Below are 18947 nucleotides of genomic sequence, written 5' to 3'. Positions count from 1 at the left end.
GCGAAGGACTTTTTTAGAAATTTATTTAACTTTAACTTCAAACTCTAACCTATTGATTTAATACAATGAGCACACAACCTACGAAAGCCCTGGAAACCTTCGACAACCCGATGCCGGAGCGTGACTATACTATACGAATTCACGTCCCTGAATTCACCTGCCTGTGCCCCAAAACCGGCCAGCCCGACTTCGCCACCATCAACATCGACTATGTCGCCGAGCAGCGCTGCATCGAGTTGAAATCGCTCAAGCTTTACATGTGGTCTTTTCGCGAAGAAGGCGCCTTCCATGAAAAGGTCACCAACGACATGCTCAGCGATCTGGTCAAGGCCTGCGCCCCCCGCTTCATGCGCATTACGGCCGAATTCAATGTTCGAGGCGGGATTTACACCACCGTCGTCGCCGAACACCGCGATCCGAAGTGGGCGCCGCCGGTACCGGTGGTTCTGCCCTGACTCTTTCAGGTTACTGACGTCTCATGAAGACACTTTCGCTTATGGTCTTAGCCTTAAATCCGTTACTTTGCAGTTGCAGCCAGGAACGAGTAAAGGAAACCACCTACGAAATCTTGCGCAACGTCGAGCTGCAGCAATGCCAGCAGAACGCCCCGGCTGAATGCCAAAGGGGTGAAAATTACCGGGAATACCAGAAAAGGCTCAAAGAACTGAATTCAGACCAATAACGAATTTAATCGAGCGTCATAGGGGCTCCGTGCGAGATTATGAACGCATTCGCCAAAACTCAAAAAATCCGGTATCCCCAGTGGGAGCAAAAACCGAGTATTTTCCCGGTCTCTAGTTGCCCCCCAGACGGCAACGCACATGGGCGATAGTACCGCGCTCTTCCTCGGCCTCGATCTCGGCACCTCCGGCTGCCGGGCCATCGCCATCGACGCGACGGGGACGATTCGTGCACAGGCCGTGGTGAACATGGCACTGCCGGAACGCGATGGCGCCAAATCGCAACAGGCGCCATCGATTTGGTGGCAGGCAGTGTGCCAGGTGTTGCGGGACATCACACAGCAAGTCCCGGCGCAGTCGATCCGCGCCCTGGCGGTGGACGGCACCTCCGGCACGTTGCTGCTGGCCGATGAATCCGGCGCCCCGCTCGGCCCAGCGTTGATGTACAACGATGGCCGCAGTCAGGGCGAGGCCAAGCGAATTGACGCCGTTGCGCCCCGAGAAAGCGCCGCTCACGGCACCACCTCAGCACTGGCCAAATTGTTACATCTGCGCCCGGACCAGCGGGCGCGATATGCACTGCATCAGGCCGACTGGATCGTCGGCAAACTCACCAGCCGTTTTGGCGTAAGCGATGCAAATAATTGCCTCAAACTCGGCTATGACGCCGTGCATAAATGCTGGCCGGCCTGGCTGGGCCCACTCGGGATAAATCGCCGCTTGTTGCCGGAAGTGTTTATCCCCGGCACCGTGATTGGTCACCTCTCCCTTGCAGCGGCCCAAGCCACGGGCTTGTCGCCGCAAACTGAAGTCGTTGCCGGCACCACAGACAGCACCGCCGCCTTTATCGCCGCTGGCGCAACGCAGGTCGGCGAGGCCGTAACCTCGCTCGGCTCGACCTTGGTGATGAAAATTATCACCGCTGAACCGATCTTCGCGCCGGAATTCGGCGTCTACAGCCAGCCGCTAGGAAAATACTGGCTGGCCGGCGGTGGCTCCAACAGCGGCGGTGCGGTGTTGCTGCATTACTTCAGCAAAGCGCAAATGGCCGAGATGACACCGAATTTGCGTCCCGATCAGTCCACAGGACTGGATTATTACCCCCTGCTCGCACCGGGCGAACGCTTTCCTATTAACGATCCACTGCTCGCGCCGCACCTCGAACCAAGACCAGAAAATGATGTCTTATTCTTTCAAGCAATGTTGGAAGGCATGGCCCGCATCGAACATGAAGGTTATCGCCGTTTGCAGACACTAGGCGCGCCGTATCCAAGCTCGGTTCGTTCCGCCGGTGGCGGCGCGAAAAACATTGCCTGGACACAAATCCGGTCACACTTGCTTGGTATACCGATGCTGGAAGCAACGCAACAAGAAGCGGCGTATGGGACAGCGCTTATTGCGCGTGATGGGATACGTTGCAAACAAGCGCTGAATCAAAAACCCGCGAGCCCCGTAGACATAGGTTACAATTTGGGCGGCGCCAACAACAGGCCCGAGAGAAATATAATTTTTTATGATTCGGAAAATACAGATGAAGAATAAGCTACTTGGGCTATTGTTGGCATTTACTTATGCGCTCAATACAGCGCAGGCTGTTCCGTTACTTACGCCGCAACAACAACAGTCGCAAACAGCGCATTTATCCGCTGAGGTTCTAACCCAGTATCATTACAAACACATTCCGCTTGACGATACATTATCTTCGAAAATATTCGACAATTATCTGAAAGCACTGGATGGCGAAAAAATATTTTTCTTACAGACCGACATTGATCAATTCTCGGGCGCACGCACCAAGCTTGATGACGTCATACTCAACGGTGATTTGAGAATCCCTTTCGCAATTTTCAATCTCTATCAGCAGCGAAAAACAGAACGCCTCACTTATGCGCACTCGCTACTTAAAAAGGGCTTTAATTTCGAGAAAAACGAAAGCTATCAGTACACCCGGAAGAACATGCCATGGTTAAAAACTGAAGATGAAATGAACGATTTGTGGCGCAAGCGAGTCAAGAATGACTGGCTACGCCTCAAGCTCGCGGGCAAGAACAACAAAAGCATCGTTGATACATTGGGCAAACGCTATGATAATTTCTTGGGCAGTATATCCAAGATCAAAAGCGACGATGTATTTCAGAATTTCATGAACACCTATGCGACAACTATTGACCCGCATACCAATTATTTCGGAATACGTGCATCAGAAGAATTTGATATCTCAATGAAGTTATCGCTTACCGGGATTGGCGCCGTGCTTCAGGATATGGATGAATACACCACCATCAAGGAACTACTGGCAGGTGGCCCAGCTGCCCTGTCAGGCAAGCTGAAGGTTGGAGATCGTATTGTAGGTGTCGGGCAAGGTGTGAAAGGTTCAACCATTGACGTAATGGGCTGGCGCATTGACGACACAGTAGCCTTGATACGTGGCGCCGAGGATTCTGTGGTGCTTCTTGATATACTGCCCGCAGAAGCAGGCCCTGATGGCAAACATAAATTAATTTCACTTGTCCGCAAAAAAATAAGCCTGGATAAACAATCCGCAAAGAAATCGATTATCGAGGTAAAAGACGGAAATACAACACGTCACATTGGCGTGATCTCTCTGCCCGGGTTCTATCAGGATTTTACCGCCCGACAAAAAGGCGATAAGAATTTTAAAAGTGCAACGAGAGATGTAGCGAAGCTTTTGGACGAGCTCAAAAAAGATAACGTCGATAGCGTGCTGGTGGATCTACGTAACAATGGTGGTGGTTCATTAAATGAAGCCATTGAGTTGACAGGCCTGTTCATAGACAAAGGCCCCGTAGTACAACAAAGAGACTCCAAGGGTAATGTATCCGTTGAAAATGATACCAATGCTGGTCTTGCCTGGAATGGACCGCTGGGCGTCCTCATTAATCGTGGTTCTGCATCGGCCTCTGAGATTTTCGCCGCCGCGATACAGGATTATGGTCGTGGAGTTGTCATCGGTGAGCCGAGCTTTGGAAAAGGCACTGTCCAGACTGTGATAGACCTGGATCAACTCGCGAAAAATGATAAGCCAAAATTCGGAGAACTCAAGATGACCATCGCCCAATTTTTCCGAATTAATGGCGGCACCACCCAGTTGCGCGGCGTAACTCCAGATATCAGCCTTCCGAGCATGATTGATGCAGAGGAGTTTGGCGAATCCAGCTACGATAATGCCCTGCCCTGGACACAAATTAAGGCGGCTAACTATACGCCAACGGGTGATTTGACAAATGTCGTACCGTTATTGCTGGCAAATCACAGCCTCCGCATAAGCAAAGACAAAGACTTCCAGTACCTGCAGGAAGATATTGCCGAGTTCGACCTGCTGCGCAAGAAAAACCTGATCTCGCTCAACGAGGCCGACCGCCGCAAAGAACGAAAGGTGCAGGAAGCCAAGGCAAAGTTACGTGAAAAGAACACTGGAACTGACAAAGGCGTAAGTGCAACGGACCGCAAATCTGCTGAAGCCAAGAGTGCGGCATTTGAAGACGATGGCCTACAGTCAAACGAACGTGATCTCAATACTGCCCTGGCAATCGAAAAAGCGAATGACAACGCCAAGGATGTCATGCTTAACGAGGCAGTGTATATCCTCAGCGATGAGATTGGCTTACTGGAAACCAACCCCACGTTTGCGGCCAGCATATTGCCAAAGGTGGATATGCGCTAATACAGTCAAATACCACCGGCAAAGCCGGTGGCTTGAGATTGTGAGCGCCTCAAAGGCGCCCATAACACCGTGAGCCGCCGTTGGCGGCTTACCCCATAGTGAACTCATCTGGTCGTATCGCTCATCGTCCTCTTCCTGATTGTTGCGCGCCTGAGTGCGAAGTCTGTGCCTCCTAGCCATCCGTGAGTTTTATCGTTCCGCGCTCGTAATATAGCGCTGTAAACGTTCCAGCCAGCTGTCCAACCCCGGCGCATCAAGAAAGAAATCGAATCCGCCCACGCTGCGCTGCAGGTTCATCAGGTCGATGAGAAAGTCGAAGACGGCGTTGGTGGCGGACTCTTCGGCCACCAGTGCGGCGTTCTGGGCGTCCAGCAGGTCAAGGATGGAGACAGCACCACGGGTATACGCGTCAGTTACCAGATCCAGATTTTTGTTCGCCGCGGATGCAGCATCCTTGGAGAGTTGAATGGAAGGGTGAGAGGCCCGAATGCGGTGTAGCGTCGCTCTGATGCGCTGTTCGATGCGCTCCTGAACGGCATCCCGTTGTGACAATTGTTGATCAAACACCAGTCGACTGCCAGAGACCCGCGCGCGCCGGGCGCCGCCCTCGTACAGTGGCAACGAAATATTAAGGCCTACAGACCAATCGGTATCGTTCTCGGCAGACAGACCGGCCACGCGGGTCTCATCCATGACATTGGTAATTTTACCTTGCAAGGTTATCGTCGGCGACCAATAGGCGCGCCGGCGGCTTTCGAGTTCCTGTTTGGTCGCGGCCAGCAGCGCCTCCAAGCCTGTTAACTCAGGCGAAGCAGCCATGCCCTCCTTTACCAGAAAATCACCCATACGTTCAAAGGAGCGGTCATTGATCACATATTCGAATAACCCCTTGCGGCTGACGATGAGGCGCGGATCATCCAGTGTGGCAGATTCGGCAATAAAAGCCTCCTTGAGCGGCCGGTGCAACAGGCGGTTGACGGCATCGCGGGCTTGCTGAAGTTGCGCCTGGGCATCGAGCAGTCTTTGCCGGGAGGTGGCCAGTTCGCTTTCCCAGCGGTAGGCCTCGGCAGGATTGGCGACGCCTATTTGTTGCCGGTCGCGCGCCATTTCCAGGTGGGTGCGGCTGAGATTCATTTCATCCCGGCGGATATGGACGAAAGTTTGGGCCTTCAGCAGATTGAGATAGGCCGTGGTGGCCTCAAGGATGATGTCCAGCTCCAACTGGCGCTTCAAGGCTTGGCGGTTTTGTTGCAGATAGCGTTGAATCGTCACGTTGGTGCGTACTTGATCGGAATAAAGCAACTGGTTCAGCGTGACTGCTGCGGTGGAGGACTGCTTGGCGGCCGCGCCGCTGATCACCGCCGTGCTGTCGTCATTAAGCTGGGTATGAACAATGGAGGCATTGATCTGTGGCAACAGATTGGCGTGGGCCTCGTCCACCGTCGTCTGCCCCGCTTCAAGTCCCAGGGCTGCTGACCGCAGATCGAGATTGGCGGCGACCGCCTCCAGGGCCATCGCCGCCAGGGAGAGCGGACGTCCTTGCGGTTCAGGCTCCTCGTGCAACAACAAGGCCTCGTGCAGAATGTCGAAGCGCGGGGAGATGCCGATGGCCCGCGCCGTGGCCATATTGATGGTCAGACGCCGCTTGCTTTTAAAACTGACCGGCTGCCGCTCGGCCGGCTCACCGCGTATCACGGCATTCATGTTCAAGGCATTGCGGCGCGCCAGCCGCGACCAATCGGTTGCCGGGGCCTCCGCCATCAGCAGACCCTGCTCCACCAGCCGGGAGTCGTGCAGACTGTAACTGGGCAGCTTTTTTTCAATCAAGGCGGCGATAAGACTGTCCATGGCCGCCGGGTTGAGACGGGCCAGGTCGGTGACCACCACGGCATCGACATCCGGTGGCAGCTGCGCCGCCAGATCCTCGTTGCGGGTGCGTTGCTGGATAAATAGCAACTCCACACCCCTAGCCGCCGTCACCTCCCGTGCGCGGCGTATCAGCCCGGGCTGAGCAGCGAAGTTAGCTTCGTCAATCAACACAGCGACTTTTTTGAAATCGGCCACGCTTTTAAAGACTTGCAGGTCGCGGATATAATCGGCCTCGCCACTCAGGTAGTTCAGGTTGTGCACGCCGCTTGCGTTGTTTTTTCTGGGCAGGCCCTGCAGGTTTGCATCCATCACAAACGGCGCGAAGGTCGGCTTCCGCAACGGCCCGCTCAAGGCGGCGACGGCGCTGGAGACATAGCCCAACGTCAGCACCATGTCCACCTCGGGATCCTTCTGCAATTGCTTCAACGCCGCGGCGATGCGATCGGCCGACCAGGCACCATCGAGCTGTTTTGCCGCGGGAAAACGCACGTCGAAGTCGGGCTGGGTCATGACCAGCAGTTCTTTTTTAAACAACTCGGGTGACCAGCTGCTGTGCTCAATTGGGCCATCGGCGACAATGCCGATGGTTACGATCTTCGCCGCCTGGGCCGTGGGCACTAGCAATAAAAGCAGTATGGCCAGCATGACGAGCAGCTTATATCGCCTCATTACCCTGCCCCTTGTTGAATTCATGGCTTCAGCCCTGTATCAACGTAACGGTCTTGCGGAAGCGCAGCAGCGCCGCCAGGAAAAACACCGCGCCGATGGCAGCGGTGGCGGCAAACTGCGGCCACACTATCGCCAACCCGGCATCACGGAACAGAATGGCCTGCGCCTGCCGGACAAAATGGGTGGACGGCACCAACTGCATGATGGTCTGCAACTGCACTGGCATACTCTCCAACGGCGTACTGCCTCCGGACAATAACAACATGATCACATACACGATCATGGTGAGCAGCCCGAACTGGGGCATGGAGCGGGCCAGCGTCGCCAGGTAAATGCCCAGCGAGGTCACCGAGAACAGGTAGATCACCGCCCCGGTCAAATAGAGCGGGATCGAGCCGCTGACAGGCACCGCAAGGGCGCCTTGCACGACGATAAACAGCGAGAGGCTGGCGGCGATGATCACCACCAGGCCGTTGGCCCAGACCTTGGCAAGCATGATTTCCACCGGACGTAGCGGCATCACCAGCAAATGTTCGATAGTGCCGTGCTCTCGCTCGCGGATCAGCGCAGCGCCGGTGAGCAACATGGCCATCAGGGTGATGTTGTTGGTGATCGACATGGCGCTTTGAAACCAGGTCGCGTCCAGATTGGGGTTGAAGCGGGCGCGGGTGACGATATTCACAGCGGGTGTTGCGCTATCCCCTTGCTGAAACGCGTGCAGTTCCTGGGCGATAATGCGCTGGATATAACCGGCGCCGGTTCCCGCCAGGCCCATGGCGGTGGCGTCGACATTGAGCTGCACCACTGTTGGCCGACCGGCCAGGATGTCCGCCTGAAACCCCGGCGGAATATCGATGACAAACGCGTAACGGGCCGCTTCCATGGCGGCATCGATCTCGTCGATCGCCAACGCCTCGGGTGGCTGATAATGGGGTGGCAACAAGGCATCGCCGATGCGCCGGGAGAGTTGGGAGCGATCTTCATCGACCATGCCCACTGCAGCATTGACCACACCGACGTTGGCGTTCTGGGCCTCCTCGAACACGGCGAAGGTAAACATATACACGATCAGTAACAGCATCACCGGGTCAAAACGCAGGCTGTACAGCTCCTTGATGCCCAGTTGAAAAATATTGGCGAGGGGTCGTCTCACGGTCATCGCTCCTGTGTCTTCAACAGGCTCAATGCCAGTATCAAATAGATCATAATCAACAGCGCCAACATCCAGAAATTGAACATCAGTGCCTCGAAACCCAGCGCTTTGGTAAAGGTACCCAGGCTGATCTGCTGAAAATAACTGCTGGGGAATATCTGAGCGAATATCTGGGCGCCGGGCGTCAGGGAAGCCACCGGGGCAAAGAAGCCCGAGAAATTAACAGCGGGCATGGTGGTGATAATGGCCGTGCCGAAGAGCGCCGCGATCTGGCTCTTCATGAACGAGGAGATCAACAGACCCAGGCCGGTGGTGGCGATGACATAGAGCGCTCCACCCGACAGCAGCGTCGCTACACTGCCTTTCACCGGCACCTGAAACAGGAACACCGCCAACAGCACCAGGGTGGCGAAGTTGAGCAAGGCGATCACCACATAAGGAAACTGCTTACCCAGCAGAAATTCCAGCCCCCTCACCGGAGTGGCGTAGAAGTTGGTGATGGAACCCATCTCTTTTTCCCGCACCACCCCCGCGGCGGACATCATGGCAGGGATCCAAATCAGCAGCATCATGATGGTGCCGGGCACGATGGCATAGATGCTCTTGAAGTCCTGGTTGTAACGAAAGCGGGTTTCGATGGTGAGCGGCATGGGGAGCTGCCTATAGTCGGGCTCGCCGCGCATTCGCTGCTCCAGATAAAACTGGTGCACACCGAGGATGTAACCGCGCGCGGTTTCGGCGCGAAACGGGATCGTACCATCGAGCCAGATGCCCACTTCCGGCCGCCGGCCACGCTTCAGGTCCTTGCCGAATCCCGGCGGGATTTCAATGGCAAAGGTAACCCGGCCTTTGCGCAGCAGGGTTTCCATCTCAGCGTAATGGTGCAGTGGCGGATGCTGATCGAAATAGCGCGAACCGGAAAAATTTTCCAGATAACTGCGGCTCTCCGGGGTTTGGTCGTGGTCGAGCACCGCGTAGCTGATATCTTCCAGATCAAAGGTGATGCCGTAGCCGAAGGCGATCATCAATATGACAGGGCCAAGCAGAGCGAAGGCGATGCGGATCGGGTCGCGCACGATTTCCAGACTCTCGCGGCGGGCATAGGCCCAGGCACGGGCGGGATCGATGGGTAGGCGTTTTGATCTGGTGTGCGGCGCTGCGGCCTGATTATTGCGATCAAGCGCCGTACCAGGCTGGGTCGCCGCAGGCTCGTTTCCGGCGGCCTCTGTCAGGTAGGCAATAAAGGTCTCTTCCAGGTTTTTGGCAGCGCGTGCGCGCATCAACGCCGCGGGAGAGTCCTGAGCCAGCACCCGTCCGGCGTGCATCAGGGAGATGCGGTCGCAGCGTTCGGCCTCGTTCATGAAGTGAGTGGAGATGAAGATGGTGACGCCGTCATCGCGCGACAACTGTATCAGCAACGCCCAGAATTGATCGCGGGCCACGGGATCCACTCCGGACGTAGGCTCGTCCAGGATCAGAATTTCCGGACCATGGATCACCGCCACGGCCAGAGAGAGCCTTTGGCGCACGCCCAAGGGCAGCTTGTCCGCCAGTTCATCGGTCACGTCGCCAAGACCGAAGCGCCCGGTCATTTCTTTCACCCGCGCCTCGATGTGTTCCCTGGGCAACTGGAAGATGCGTGCATGCAACAGCAGATTCTGGCGTACCGTCAGCTCACTGTAGAGCGAAAAAGACTGGGACATGTAACCGACCCGTTTTCTCAGATCGATGTCCCCGGCATCTGCGGGTCGTCCGAACAGCCGCGCTTCGCCGCCTGAACTGGGCAGCAAACCGGTGAGCATCTTCATGGTCGTGGTCTTGCCGCAGCCGTTGGAACCCAAAAAACCGAAGATCTCACCGCCTTCGATGGTGAAGCTGACCTGGTCAACGGCAATGAAGTCGCCAAAACGACGCGTCAGCGCACTGGCCTCGATCACCGGTGCCCCCTGCTTAACCTGGCGTGGCGGTATGATCAGCGCCTTGTGCTCGCGGCGTTTGTGCTCGGGTAGCAGTTGGATGAAGGCCGCATCCAGGTTGGCGGTGCCGGTGCGTGCCTTCAACTCCGCCGGGCTGCCGCTGGCCAGCACTCGGCCGGCGTCCATTGCCACCAACCAGTCGAAGCGCTCAGCCTCGTCCATATAGGCCGTTGCCACGATCACACTCATGCCTTGACGCCGACTGCGTATCCGCTCGATAAGCTCCCAGAACTGCCGTCGCGACAAGGGATCGACGCCAGTGGTGGGTTCGTCCAGAATCAGCAGTTGCGGATCGTGGATCAGTGCACAGCACAAGCCCAGTTTCTGTTTCATGCCACCGGAGAGTTTTCCCGCCGCACGCTCGGCAAAGGGGGCCAATCCGGTACTTTCGAGCAGCTCCTTGATGCGCCTGAGCCGCTCCTCACGAGGCTGGCCAAACAACCGGCCAAAGAAATCGATGTTCTCGAATACCGACAGGGCCATGTAGAGGTTGTGCCCCAGGCCTTGAGGCATGTAGGCGATACGCGGGCAAATGGCGCGACGGGAACGCGTGCGGCGCATGTCGCGACCGAGCACCTGCACAGTGCCCGCCTGGATCTTGCGCACCCCAGCCATCAGCGCCAGCAGGCTGGATTTACCCACGCCATCGGGGCCAATCAGGCCGACCATGTGACCGGCGGGCAGCTCGAGATTGATACCGTCCAGCGCGACAATTTTCTTGTAACGATGGGTAAGATCGCTGAGCCTCGCAACCGGGTTCACAACTCATACCCTCCATGGCTTCAGCAAAATGTTCATTGTGGACGTTCCACCGTCTGCAACGATGCCGGCCATGCTGTGTTTGCATCCAGACGAATGTAAGCCACGCCCGGGATGCCGGTCTTGGCCAAGGCGGCGTGTGTCTCCAGAAACCCAGCGTCTAGCTGGACTTTGACACGAAACATCAGCTTCTCGCGCTCGGTGCGGGTCTCGACCTCTTTGGGTGTGAACTGGGCCTTGGGCGCAACAAAGGAGACCCTGGCGGGGATAACGATCTTCTCTATACCTTCGAGTACAACGCGTGCATCGGCGCCAACCGCTACCTTTGCCGCCTCTTGAGTAGGCAGAAAGAGGGTCATATAAATATCCGTGGGATCAAATACGGTGAGCACCTTGCCCCCGGCGGGCAGGACTTCGCCGGGCTCGGCCAACCGGTATAGCACCTGGCCGTTGATGGGCGCCCTGAGCATGCTGTCGTCCAGCTGGGTTTTGATCAGCTCAGAGTTGGCGATGGCGGCCTCGATGGCGGCCTCGGTGTTGGAAAACTGGGCGCGCGCCGCCGCCAGGGCCGCCTTGGCGGTCTCCACCGCAGTTTCATCCCGCTGTAGTTGCTCCAGGGAGATGCTGTTGTTTTCGTAGAGTCCTTTCGAACGCGCAAAATCTTTCTCGACGAGAGAAAGTTCACTGTTGCGCTGGGCGATCACTGCGGTAGCGAAATGCCGTTCCTGTTCAGTGCGGCGAACCTCGGCCTGCGTCCGGCGCAGCTGGGCGGCCAGCTCTTGGGTATCGAACCTGGCCAGTTCCTGATCGACTTCAACCTTATCGCCTTCTTTGCCCAAAAGCCGTACAAGCCGCCCACCGAACTTGGTGGTGATGTCAACCTCGGTGGCTTCGGTACGCCCGTTCCCCATCGCGAAGCCTTCAGGGAGCTCCGGCTGGCGCATCAGCGTCACCAGGTACACGATCACCAAGACGGAGACACTGACTACAACAATCAGGATGATTTTCGATCTCGTTGAACGACTATTCACCATAGTGCCTCCCTGATTGACTTGATTGCCCGGGATAAGAGTTATTACCCTAAACAATCATTCGTAGCGACAAAGTTGCCTCCTATATCTCACCTCCATCAGTGATGAACGCTTGAATGGCAGGAATTTGACTTTATAGTCTGTTAAGAGGAGCTACTATGATCAATGATAGAAGAGCGAAATCCGATATACCATAACGAAATATTAAAATATGGTTAGAACCCATCTCAAAATCGTTAAGCTGATTCGCGGCATGCGTGCTGACGCCAGCGAAAAACCATGGCGAGCTACAATTGCCATTTCAGCTGCAACGTTGCGGTTCTTTAATTTCTGTCTATTGCTCATTAAGCAAGCGAGTGCTGGAGCGATCAGAAAATATATATTAGATTTGAGTGTTGTATGATGATAAAGATATCATTTGATATTTATGTCAGATTGAATCCAGATTTTTACAACTCAGATTACTCCCTGCTTATTAACTTTCGTTCGTTTCTTTTGCGCTCTTGGCGTCCTTGGCGGTTCAAGCTCTTTGTTTAACCCAAAAACGCCCGCAGCCGTTTCACACCTTCTTTCAATCGTTCCTTTGAAGTGGTATAGGCAAAGCGCACATGCTGCTGCGGTGCATGATGGCCGAAATCAATACCCGGCGTAATGGCTACTCCGGCTTCGTTCAGCAACTTTAAACAAAAGTCATAACTATTATTCGTCAAGCGGCTGCAATCGGCATATAAATAAAACGCGCCTTGCGGGATCACTTTAATGTCAAATCCAAGCTGCTTCAATTCCGGCATCAGATAATCACGCCGTTGTTCAAATTCTCGGCGCCGTTGTTCGAGTATTGCCAGTGTTTCCGGTCGGAAAGCTGCAAGAGCCGCATATTGCGCTGGCGTTGGCGCCGCAAGAAAAATATTCTGCGCAATCTTATCCAGCGCAGGTACATACTGCCTCGGCGCCACCAGCCAACCAAGACGCCAACCGGTCATCCCGAAATATTTGGAAAAACTATTGATGACAAAGGTTTCATCGCTGAGTGAAAGCGCAGTGACGGTTTCTTCACCATAAACCAGACCATGATAGATCTCATCCACCAGCAGGTGCGCACCCTTTGACTGCACAAAATCGGTGATCGCTTGCAACTCAGCACGCGGGATCAAGGTGCCGGTGGGATTGGCAGGCGATGCCAGCAATACTGCTTTAACGTTTGGATTCCAGTATTGCTGCAACTGCGCCAGTGTCATTTGATAACCGCTTGCCGCGGTTACGGGCACTGACACGGCCTCGCCTTCCACCAGGCGCACAAAATGCCGGTTACACGGGTAACCCGGATCGGTCAGTAGCACTTGATCTCCGGGATCAATCAATGCCGACATCAACAAATGCAAGGCACCTGACGAGCCGGGCGTAATTAATATCCGCTCGGGTTCTACCTGCACTGCATAGCGTTGACGGTAAAAATCACTGATCGCTTGCCGCAAGGCGAGTAAGCCGACGGCGGGCGTGTAATGAGTGTGACCAGCCTGCAACGCCTCTATACCGGCACGCACGATGGGTTCGGCGGTGGGAAAATCCGGCTCGCCGATTTCCATGTGCACGATATCGCGACCCTGCGCCTCCAATTGCCGCGCCTTGGCCAGCAATTCCATGACATGAAACGGTTCGATGTCATGGGTACGCTTAGCCAGGTGCAGCGAATCGGAAGTCATTGTGATCAGCTGCCGTGCAGTTTTTTGAGCAAGGCTAAATCGACATACTGATGGCCGTGGGCATTACCTTGCAACACACGCATCGGTTGTTGCGGCTCGCCGAAGCTATCGACCACCAGCGCTGCCGAGGCAAAATCTTCATGCTCGGTATAACCGTTCACGGTAATCACCGTTTTCAGCTGTGCACCCACCGATGAACGCACACCGTTACGCGAATCTTCCAACGCCATACATGCCGATGCAGGCAGATTCAATTCTTTGAGTACATGCACATAAATATCCGGTGCCGGTTTTTTCGCCGGAACGATATCACCCGCGCCAATCACTTCAAACCACTCCGTCACTTCCGGCGCCATGGCATAACGCAACAAGGCATCGACATTTTCCGGACTGGTGGTGGTTGCAATTGCCAAACGCACACCTGCTTGATGAGCCTCACGCAACAAGCGTGCAACACCCGGCCGCAACGGAATCGCACCGTTCTTAAGCATGTCGGCAAAGATTTTATTTTTGGCGAGATGTAATTCAGTGATGAATGCATCGCCATTCGCCGGTAATTTAAATGTGGTGTTGAAGTTTTGCAGATAATAGCGAATGCGCTCTTTGCCACCGGTGACGGCCAGCAATTTGCCGTACAGCTCGACCGACCAATCCCAATCCAGTCCCGTGTTCACAAACGCTTTGTTAAAGGCTACCCGGTGACCATCACGTTCCGTATCCGCCAAAGTTCCATCGACATCGAAAATCAGTGCCTGCAAATTGGCCATAAACACCCTTTGTTTGACCTGCCTGAAAATTAGAAGTTTATCATCCCCGGACTATTTTTCCTAACTATCTGATTGATAAATAGACATTTTCTTGAGATCATCCATTTCAGAATAAAATTCGCTTAGAGTTGCCAGCAGCCGCCATTTTTAGTATATAGTCAACCCTTTATTCCCCCGGTTCGGACTAGGAGATGGGCATGTCGCCGACGAAAAAGACCGCAACGAATGCTAAGAAACCTGCACCCAAGGCTGCGCCTAAGAAAAAGGCTCCGGCTGCGGCGGCTAAGAAGCCTGTTGCTAAGAAACCGGCCACCACTACTGCTACGAAGAAGGCCCCTGTGAAGAAAGCTCCAGAAAAGAAAACGACCGCAACGGCTCCAAAAGCCGCCGAGAAAAAAGCAGTTACCACCCCGGCGCCTGCCGCCGCTGCCCCTGTCATCAAGAAGGTAGCTGCAACACCCACCAAACCAGCGTCAATGGCTGCGGCCAAGGCCCGCGCCCGTGCCGAGAGCCTGCTCCAGGGATTTGGCAACTTTCAGCCCTATCAGGCGAAGAAGGGCGAGGACTACATGAACACGCAGCAGGCGGAACACTTTCGTCACCTGCTGACTGCCTGGAAACACGCCCTGATGGAGGAAGTGGACCGCACTATGCATTACATGCAGGACGAGGCTGCCAACTTCCCCGACCCCAACGATCGCGCCAGTCAGGAATCCGACTTCACCATGGAACTGCGTACCCGCGATCGTGAACGCAAACTCATTAAGAAGATCGAGGAATCGATCAAGATGGTCGACGATGGTGAATACGGCTTCTGTGAAAGCTGTGGCATCGAGATCGGTATCCGCCGTCTTGAGGCCCGCCCTACGGCCACGCTCTGCATCGATTGCAAGGAGCTGGACGAGATCCGCGAAAAGCAGATGGGCGGCTAAATAAAATCCTATCAGCTTGTTGAAAAACTCCCTCTCCCCCCAGGGAGAGGGTTGGGGTGAGGGGTTCGTACGGGCGATTCATTAATCGCCACTACATTATCCCCCCTCATCCTCGGCAACTGCTCCATGCGTTGCCCTATCTCGTGCATCCATGCACTCGTAGCCTTTTCCCTCAGGAAGAAGGGACTAATCGCTTTTTTCAACAAGCTGCTATAACAAAAAAAGGAGCCTCAGGCTCCCTTTTTTTGTTCATGAAACCGCGTATTTTCTCGTTATTCCTGCTCTTCGCGCACTTTTAACTTGTTAGCGCGAACAAAGGCCATGATGTATTCAAAGGCCTGAGGATTCTGCTCCTGCAACAGCGGATCAACCACCAGGCATTTCTCGCCATTGATCATCCGGGGCTGGACCTGGTTGGAATAATGCAGGCGGTTATCCGACCCAAACGACCCCAACGTCCCCGAGATACGCTCAATCCAGTCGCTGGGCCGGAACTGACGACCATCTTCCGACACACTCTGTATGATCAATATGCGACCGCTACCCAACTCAACTCTCTCCAAAATACGCCCTGGGGTAAAGTCCGATCACACGGACCACCCCCGAACTGCATGCTCTCTACCGGGATTCCTTGCCAGGGAGTGCGCCGCCCCACTCCGGGGCGAAAGTACTCGTTTGTCCATTACCCCGCAGGGATAACGACTTGGCGGCATTATACAACGAACCGCCCACTACCCGGCTACCCCCCATGCACTTAGGCAGCAGGCCTGATACTATATTTCTCCTTTTTGATTAACGAATTACCTGGAGGAAGGAAGTCATGTCTACCGATAGCATCGAATCCATTTTGCATGAAAATCGCACATTCGAGCCCGGATCAGACTTTGCCCGCCGCGCCCGGATTCACTCCCGGGAACAGCTTAAGGCCATACAACAGGAGGCCGAGCAGGATAATACTGGCTTCTGGGCCAAACAGGCCCGGGAAGAATTGAACTGGCACACCCCCTTCACCAAAACGCTCGATGACAGCCGGGCGCCACATTATCAGTGGTTCGCCGATGGCAAACTGAACGTTTCCCATAACTGCCTGGATCGTCACCTCGCCACCCGAGGCGACAAAACCGCCATCATTTTTGAAGGGGAACAGGGCGACACCCGCACCCTGAGCTATCGGGAATTACATGCCGACGTCTGCCGCTTCGCCAATGCACTCAACGCCCAAGGCATCAAGAAAGGCGATCGCGTCGTCATTTATATGCCGATGGTGCCTGAGGCCGTGGTCGCGATGCAGGCCTGCGCCCGCATCGGCGCCATTCATTCAGTGGTCTTCGGCGGTTTTTCCGCCACATCACTCAAAGACCGTATCGAAGATGCCGGCGCTCGCCTGCTAATCACCGCCGATGGTGGCCATCGTGGCGGCAAAATCATTGAACTCAAACACGCCGCTGACACTGCGTTGGAACACGGCTGCAAAACCATCGAAAAAGTCATCGTCCTGCGCCGTAGCGGCAACGAAGTCCCGCTCAAGGCCAACCGTGACATCTGGTGGCATGATGCCGTTGCCAATCAATCCGCCAATTGCGATCCGGTGTGGGTCGAAGCCGAACACCCCTTATTTCTGCTCTACACCTCCGGCTCCACCGGCAAACCCAAAGGCATACAGCATTCCAGCGCCGGTTATTTGCTCGGCGCTGTGACCAGCCTCAAATGGGTATTCGACATCCGCGATAATGACATCTTTTGGTGCACCGCCGATGTCGGCTGGATCACCGGCCACAGCTACGTCGCTTATGGGCCGCTCGCCGCAGGTACCACCATGATGATTTATGAAGGTGCGCCTACTGTACCCAATACCGGGCGTTTCTGGAAACTCTGCCAGGACCACGGCGTCACGATTTTCTATACCGCGCCGACCGCCATTCGCGCATTAATGAAGTGTGGCGACGACATCCCCGCACAATATGATTTATCCAAACTGCGCTTACTGGGCACAGTAGGCGAACCGATCAACCCCGAGGCCTGGATGTGGTATCACACCATCATCGGCAAAGAACGTTGCCCGATTGTCGATACCTGGTGGCAAACCGAAACCGGCGCCATCATGATCGCACCGATCCCAGGGGCTGTGGCGACCAAACCAGGCTCGTGCACCTTACCCTTGCCGGGTATCGCAACTGATGTCGTCGATGAACAAGGCAACAGCATCACCACACCGGACAAAGGCGGTTATCTCGTCATCACAAAACCCTGGCCATCGATGCTACGCACCATCTGGGGCGATGAAGAACGCTATGTCAAAACCTACTGGGATAAATTCGGCGGCAAATATTATCTCGCCGGCGACAGCGCCCGTCGCGACAAAGACGGCTATTTCTGGATCATGGGCCGCATCGATGACGTGCTGAATGTCTCCGGCCATCGTCTCGGCACCATGGAAGTCGAATCCGCACTCGTCGCCCATCCGCGCGTTGCAGAAGCCGCTGTCGTCGGCCGCCCCGATCCGATTAAGGGCGAAGCCATCTTCGCCTATGTCGTGCTGCGTGGACAACGCCCTGCTGGCGGCATCGATGCGACGCTGACCAATGAATTACGCAATTGGGTCGCCGAACAAATTGGTCCTATCGCCAAACCTGATGACATCCGTTATGCTGACAACCTGCCCAAAACCCGCTCCGGCAAAATCATGCGCCGCCTGCTACGTACTATCGCGCAAGGACAGGAAATCACGCAAGATACTTCGACACTGGAAAACGAAGCGATTTTGTTGCAGCTACAGGGGAAACAATAAAAAGGATTCGCTACAGAGACACAAAGATTTCGGATGGCGTAGGTTTCAGGTAATACCCATCTATGCGACCTTAAAATTAGAAGCCAGTCAAACTCAAATAAAAAAAGGGCACCATTGCGGTGCCCTAAGTTAAGGGGGAGAATCGCTACTGCTAGAATCAATGATGAGTTTTATCTACCGGCAATGCCGTCAGAAAACCCGTCATTGAAGAGAGACGTACATGACGTGTACGTCGGGAGAGGGAACATTGACTTAATGGTTTTTGCAATAAAACCAGCTGCTTTATCAGCCGAGTCCGGCCACGATCGGTTTCAAGCACAAAACTGAATTGATAAATCCCGCTTGCCGTTGATGGCGCAATAAACAATGGCCACGCGAGCTCGACACAATCATCGCCGGGGTAGAAAATAATGTTGTGCATCCAGGCACCCACTTCTATCCCCGTATCTGACACCGACTCAAAATAGATTTTAAATCGTTCCAACAAATTTGGATCATTACGAGATACACGTATCCGAATTGACTGGTCTGCACCAATAACAAAAATTGCATTATCAATAAATTCTATATCAATGTCTTGTGAACAAGCTTCCATTCGATGCCTTGGTAATGACATTCCCATAATTATCTCCGTCAAATTGATGCGTCCATGCATCATCCACTACAAGGACATTTACTCCAGCAGTTACATGACCTGCATGCATATGATCCACATGTAAAACTCCTACCCCGCCTTCCAGTGTTCCATCGCTCTGGATAAAACTTCAGAATTGAACTCATGCGCAAACAGACCTAAGCCAATAATGCGTAAGCAATAGCACATAGCGTGCCAATAAATTTTTATTATTTAATTACAATGAGTTACAGAACAATTCTGCACCAAGAAGGACTGTCAGGGATGTTTTTTGTCGCCAATCCCCGACACGATATTGCCA

13 protein-coding genes are annotated in these 18947 nt (G+C 54.5%); 5 read left to right on the top strand and 8 right to left on the bottom strand.

The window, feature by feature from the left end; translation table 11 throughout:
- Window positions 1-65: 65 nt before the first annotated feature.
- The 3 genes from queF (at window position 66) to HY272_12750 (ending at window position 4365) form a co-directional block, all read left to right on the top strand.
- Window positions 66-455, top strand: a complete 390-nt coding sequence (queF, locus tag HY272_12760) for an NADPH-dependent 7-cyano-7-deazaguanine reductase QueF (protein MBI3773556.1) — start codon at window positions 66-68, stop codon at window positions 453-455.
- Between the two features lie 366 nt (window positions 456-821).
- Window positions 822-2222: an FGGY-family carbohydrate kinase gene (locus HY272_12755; GenBank protein ID MBI3773555.1), complete on the top strand. Its 1401-nt coding sequence runs from the start codon at window positions 822-824 to the stop codon at window positions 2220-2222.
- Window positions 2212-4365, top strand: coding sequence for a carboxy terminal-processing peptidase (locus tag HY272_12750; GenBank protein ID MBI3773554.1), 2154 nt, complete (start codon window positions 2212-2214; stop codon window positions 4363-4365). Before HY272_12755 ends, HY272_12750 begins: the two co-directional genes overlap by 11 nt.
- A 189-nt stretch (window positions 4366-4554) precedes the next feature.
- Here HY272_12750 and HY272_12745 read toward each other — a convergent pair whose 3' ends face one another.
- The 6 genes from HY272_12745 to HY272_12720 all read right to left on the bottom strand — a co-directional run bounded on the left by HY272_12745 (window position 4555) and on the right by HY272_12720 (window position 14292).
- Window positions 4555-6903: a TolC family protein gene (locus HY272_12745; GenBank protein ID MBI3773553.1), complete on the bottom strand. Its 2349-nt coding sequence runs from the start codon at window positions 6901-6903 to the stop codon at window positions 4555-4557.
- Window positions 6904-6931: 28 nt separating this feature from the next.
- Window positions 6932-8062: an ABC transporter permease gene (locus HY272_12740; GenBank protein ID MBI3773552.1), complete on the bottom strand. Its 1131-nt coding sequence runs from the start codon at window positions 8060-8062 to the stop codon at window positions 6932-6934.
- Entirely contained in the window at window positions 8059-10794 is a 2736-nt protein-coding gene (gene rbbA / locus HY272_12735) for a ribosome-associated ATPase/putative transporter RbbA (GenBank protein MBI3773551.1), read from the bottom strand. Before rbbA ends, HY272_12740 begins: the two co-directional genes overlap by 4 nt.
- 32 nt (window positions 10795-10826) lie before the next feature.
- Complete coding sequence (locus tag HY272_12730) at window positions 10827-11825, bottom strand: HlyD family efflux transporter periplasmic adaptor subunit (protein ID MBI3773550.1); 999 nt, start codon at window positions 11823-11825, stop codon at window positions 10827-10829.
- Window positions 11826-12355: 530 nt separating this feature from the next.
- Window positions 12356-13525 carry a pyridoxal phosphate-dependent aminotransferase gene (locus tag HY272_12725; GenBank protein MBI3773549.1) on the bottom strand — a complete coding sequence of 390 codons (1170 nt, stop codon included), beginning with the start codon at window positions 13523-13525 and terminating at the stop codon, window positions 12356-12358.
- Window positions 13526-13530: 5 nt separating this feature from the next.
- On the bottom strand, window positions 13531-14292 hold the full coding sequence (locus HY272_12720) for an HAD family hydrolase (protein MBI3773548.1): 762 nt from the start codon (window positions 14290-14292) through the stop codon (window positions 13531-13533).
- A gap of 197 nt (window positions 14293-14489) precedes the next feature.
- Here HY272_12720 and dksA point away from each other — a divergent pair, with 197 nt between their 5' ends.
- On the top strand, window positions 14490-15224 hold the full coding sequence (dksA, locus tag HY272_12715; GenBank protein ID MBI3773547.1) for an RNA polymerase-binding protein DksA: 735 nt from the start codon (window positions 14490-14492) through the stop codon (window positions 15222-15224).
- Between the two features lie 272 nt (window positions 15225-15496).
- Here dksA and HY272_12710 read toward each other — a convergent pair whose 3' ends face one another.
- A complete protein-coding gene (locus HY272_12710) occupies window positions 15497-15772 on the bottom strand; it encodes a DUF3579 domain-containing protein (protein MBI3773546.1) in 276 nt (91 codons plus the stop codon).
- 272 nt (window positions 15773-16044) lie between these two features.
- Between HY272_12710 and acs the strand changes: the two genes are divergently transcribed.
- On the top strand, window positions 16045-18012 hold the full coding sequence (gene acs / locus HY272_12705; GenBank protein MBI3773545.1) for an acetate--CoA ligase: 1968 nt from the start codon (window positions 16045-16047) through the stop codon (window positions 18010-18012).
- A gap of 157 nt (window positions 18013-18169) precedes the next feature.
- Here acs and HY272_12700 read toward each other — a convergent pair whose 3' ends face one another.
- Window positions 18170-18634 (bottom strand): hypothetical protein, encoded by a 465-nt coding sequence (locus HY272_12700; GenBank protein MBI3773544.1) that lies wholly within the window; start codon window positions 18632-18634, stop codon window positions 18170-18172.
- Window positions 18635-18947 lie beyond the last annotated feature (313 nt).

Source organism: Gammaproteobacteria bacterium (genome assembly GCA_016200485.1).
GTDB lineage: Bacteria > Pseudomonadota > Gammaproteobacteria > Tenderiales > Tenderiaceae > JACQEP01.
The sequence above is the reverse complement of the archived record's forward strand: the minus strand, read 5'-3'. Positions and strand labels throughout refer to the sequence as shown.

What these genes read in the sequence shown, in the direction of transcription:
- queF (MBI3773556.1), top strand. Translation starts at nt 66, where the DNA reads ATGAGCACACAACCTACGAAAGCCCTGGAAACCTTCGACAACCCGATG.
- HY272_12755 (MBI3773555.1), top strand. Translation starts at nt 822, where the DNA reads ATGGGCGATAGTACCGCGCTCTTCCTCGGCCTCGATCTCGGCACCTCC.
- HY272_12750 (MBI3773554.1), top strand. Translation starts at nt 2,212, where the DNA reads ATGAAGAATAAGCTACTTGGGCTATTGTTGGCATTTACTTATGCGCTC.
- HY272_12745 (MBI3773553.1), bottom strand. Translation starts at nt 6,903, where the DNA reads ATGAGGCGATATAAGCTGCTCGTCATGCTGGCCATACTGCTTTTATTG.
- HY272_12740 (MBI3773552.1), bottom strand. Translation starts at nt 8,062, where the DNA reads ATGACCGTGAGACGACCCCTCGCCAATATTTTTCAACTGGGCATCAAG.
- HY272_12730 (MBI3773550.1), bottom strand. Translation starts at nt 11,825, where the DNA reads ATGGTGAATAGTCGTTCAACGAGATCGAAAATCATCCTGATTGTTGTA.
- HY272_12725 (MBI3773549.1), bottom strand. Translation starts at nt 13,525, where the DNA reads ATGACTTCCGATTCGCTGCACCTGGCTAAGCGTACCCATGACATCGAA.
- HY272_12720 (MBI3773548.1), bottom strand. Translation starts at nt 14,292, where the DNA reads ATGGCCAATTTGCAGGCACTGATTTTCGATGTCGATGGAACTTTGGCG.
- dksA (MBI3773547.1), top strand. Translation starts at nt 14,490, where the DNA reads ATGTCGCCGACGAAAAAGACCGCAACGAATGCTAAGAAACCTGCACCC.
- acs (MBI3773545.1), top strand. Translation starts at nt 16,045, where the DNA reads ATGTCTACCGATAGCATCGAATCCATTTTGCATGAAAATCGCACATTC.
- HY272_12700 (MBI3773544.1), bottom strand. Translation starts at nt 18,634, where the DNA reads ATGGGAATGTCATTACCAAGGCATCGAATGGAAGCTTGTTCACAAGAC.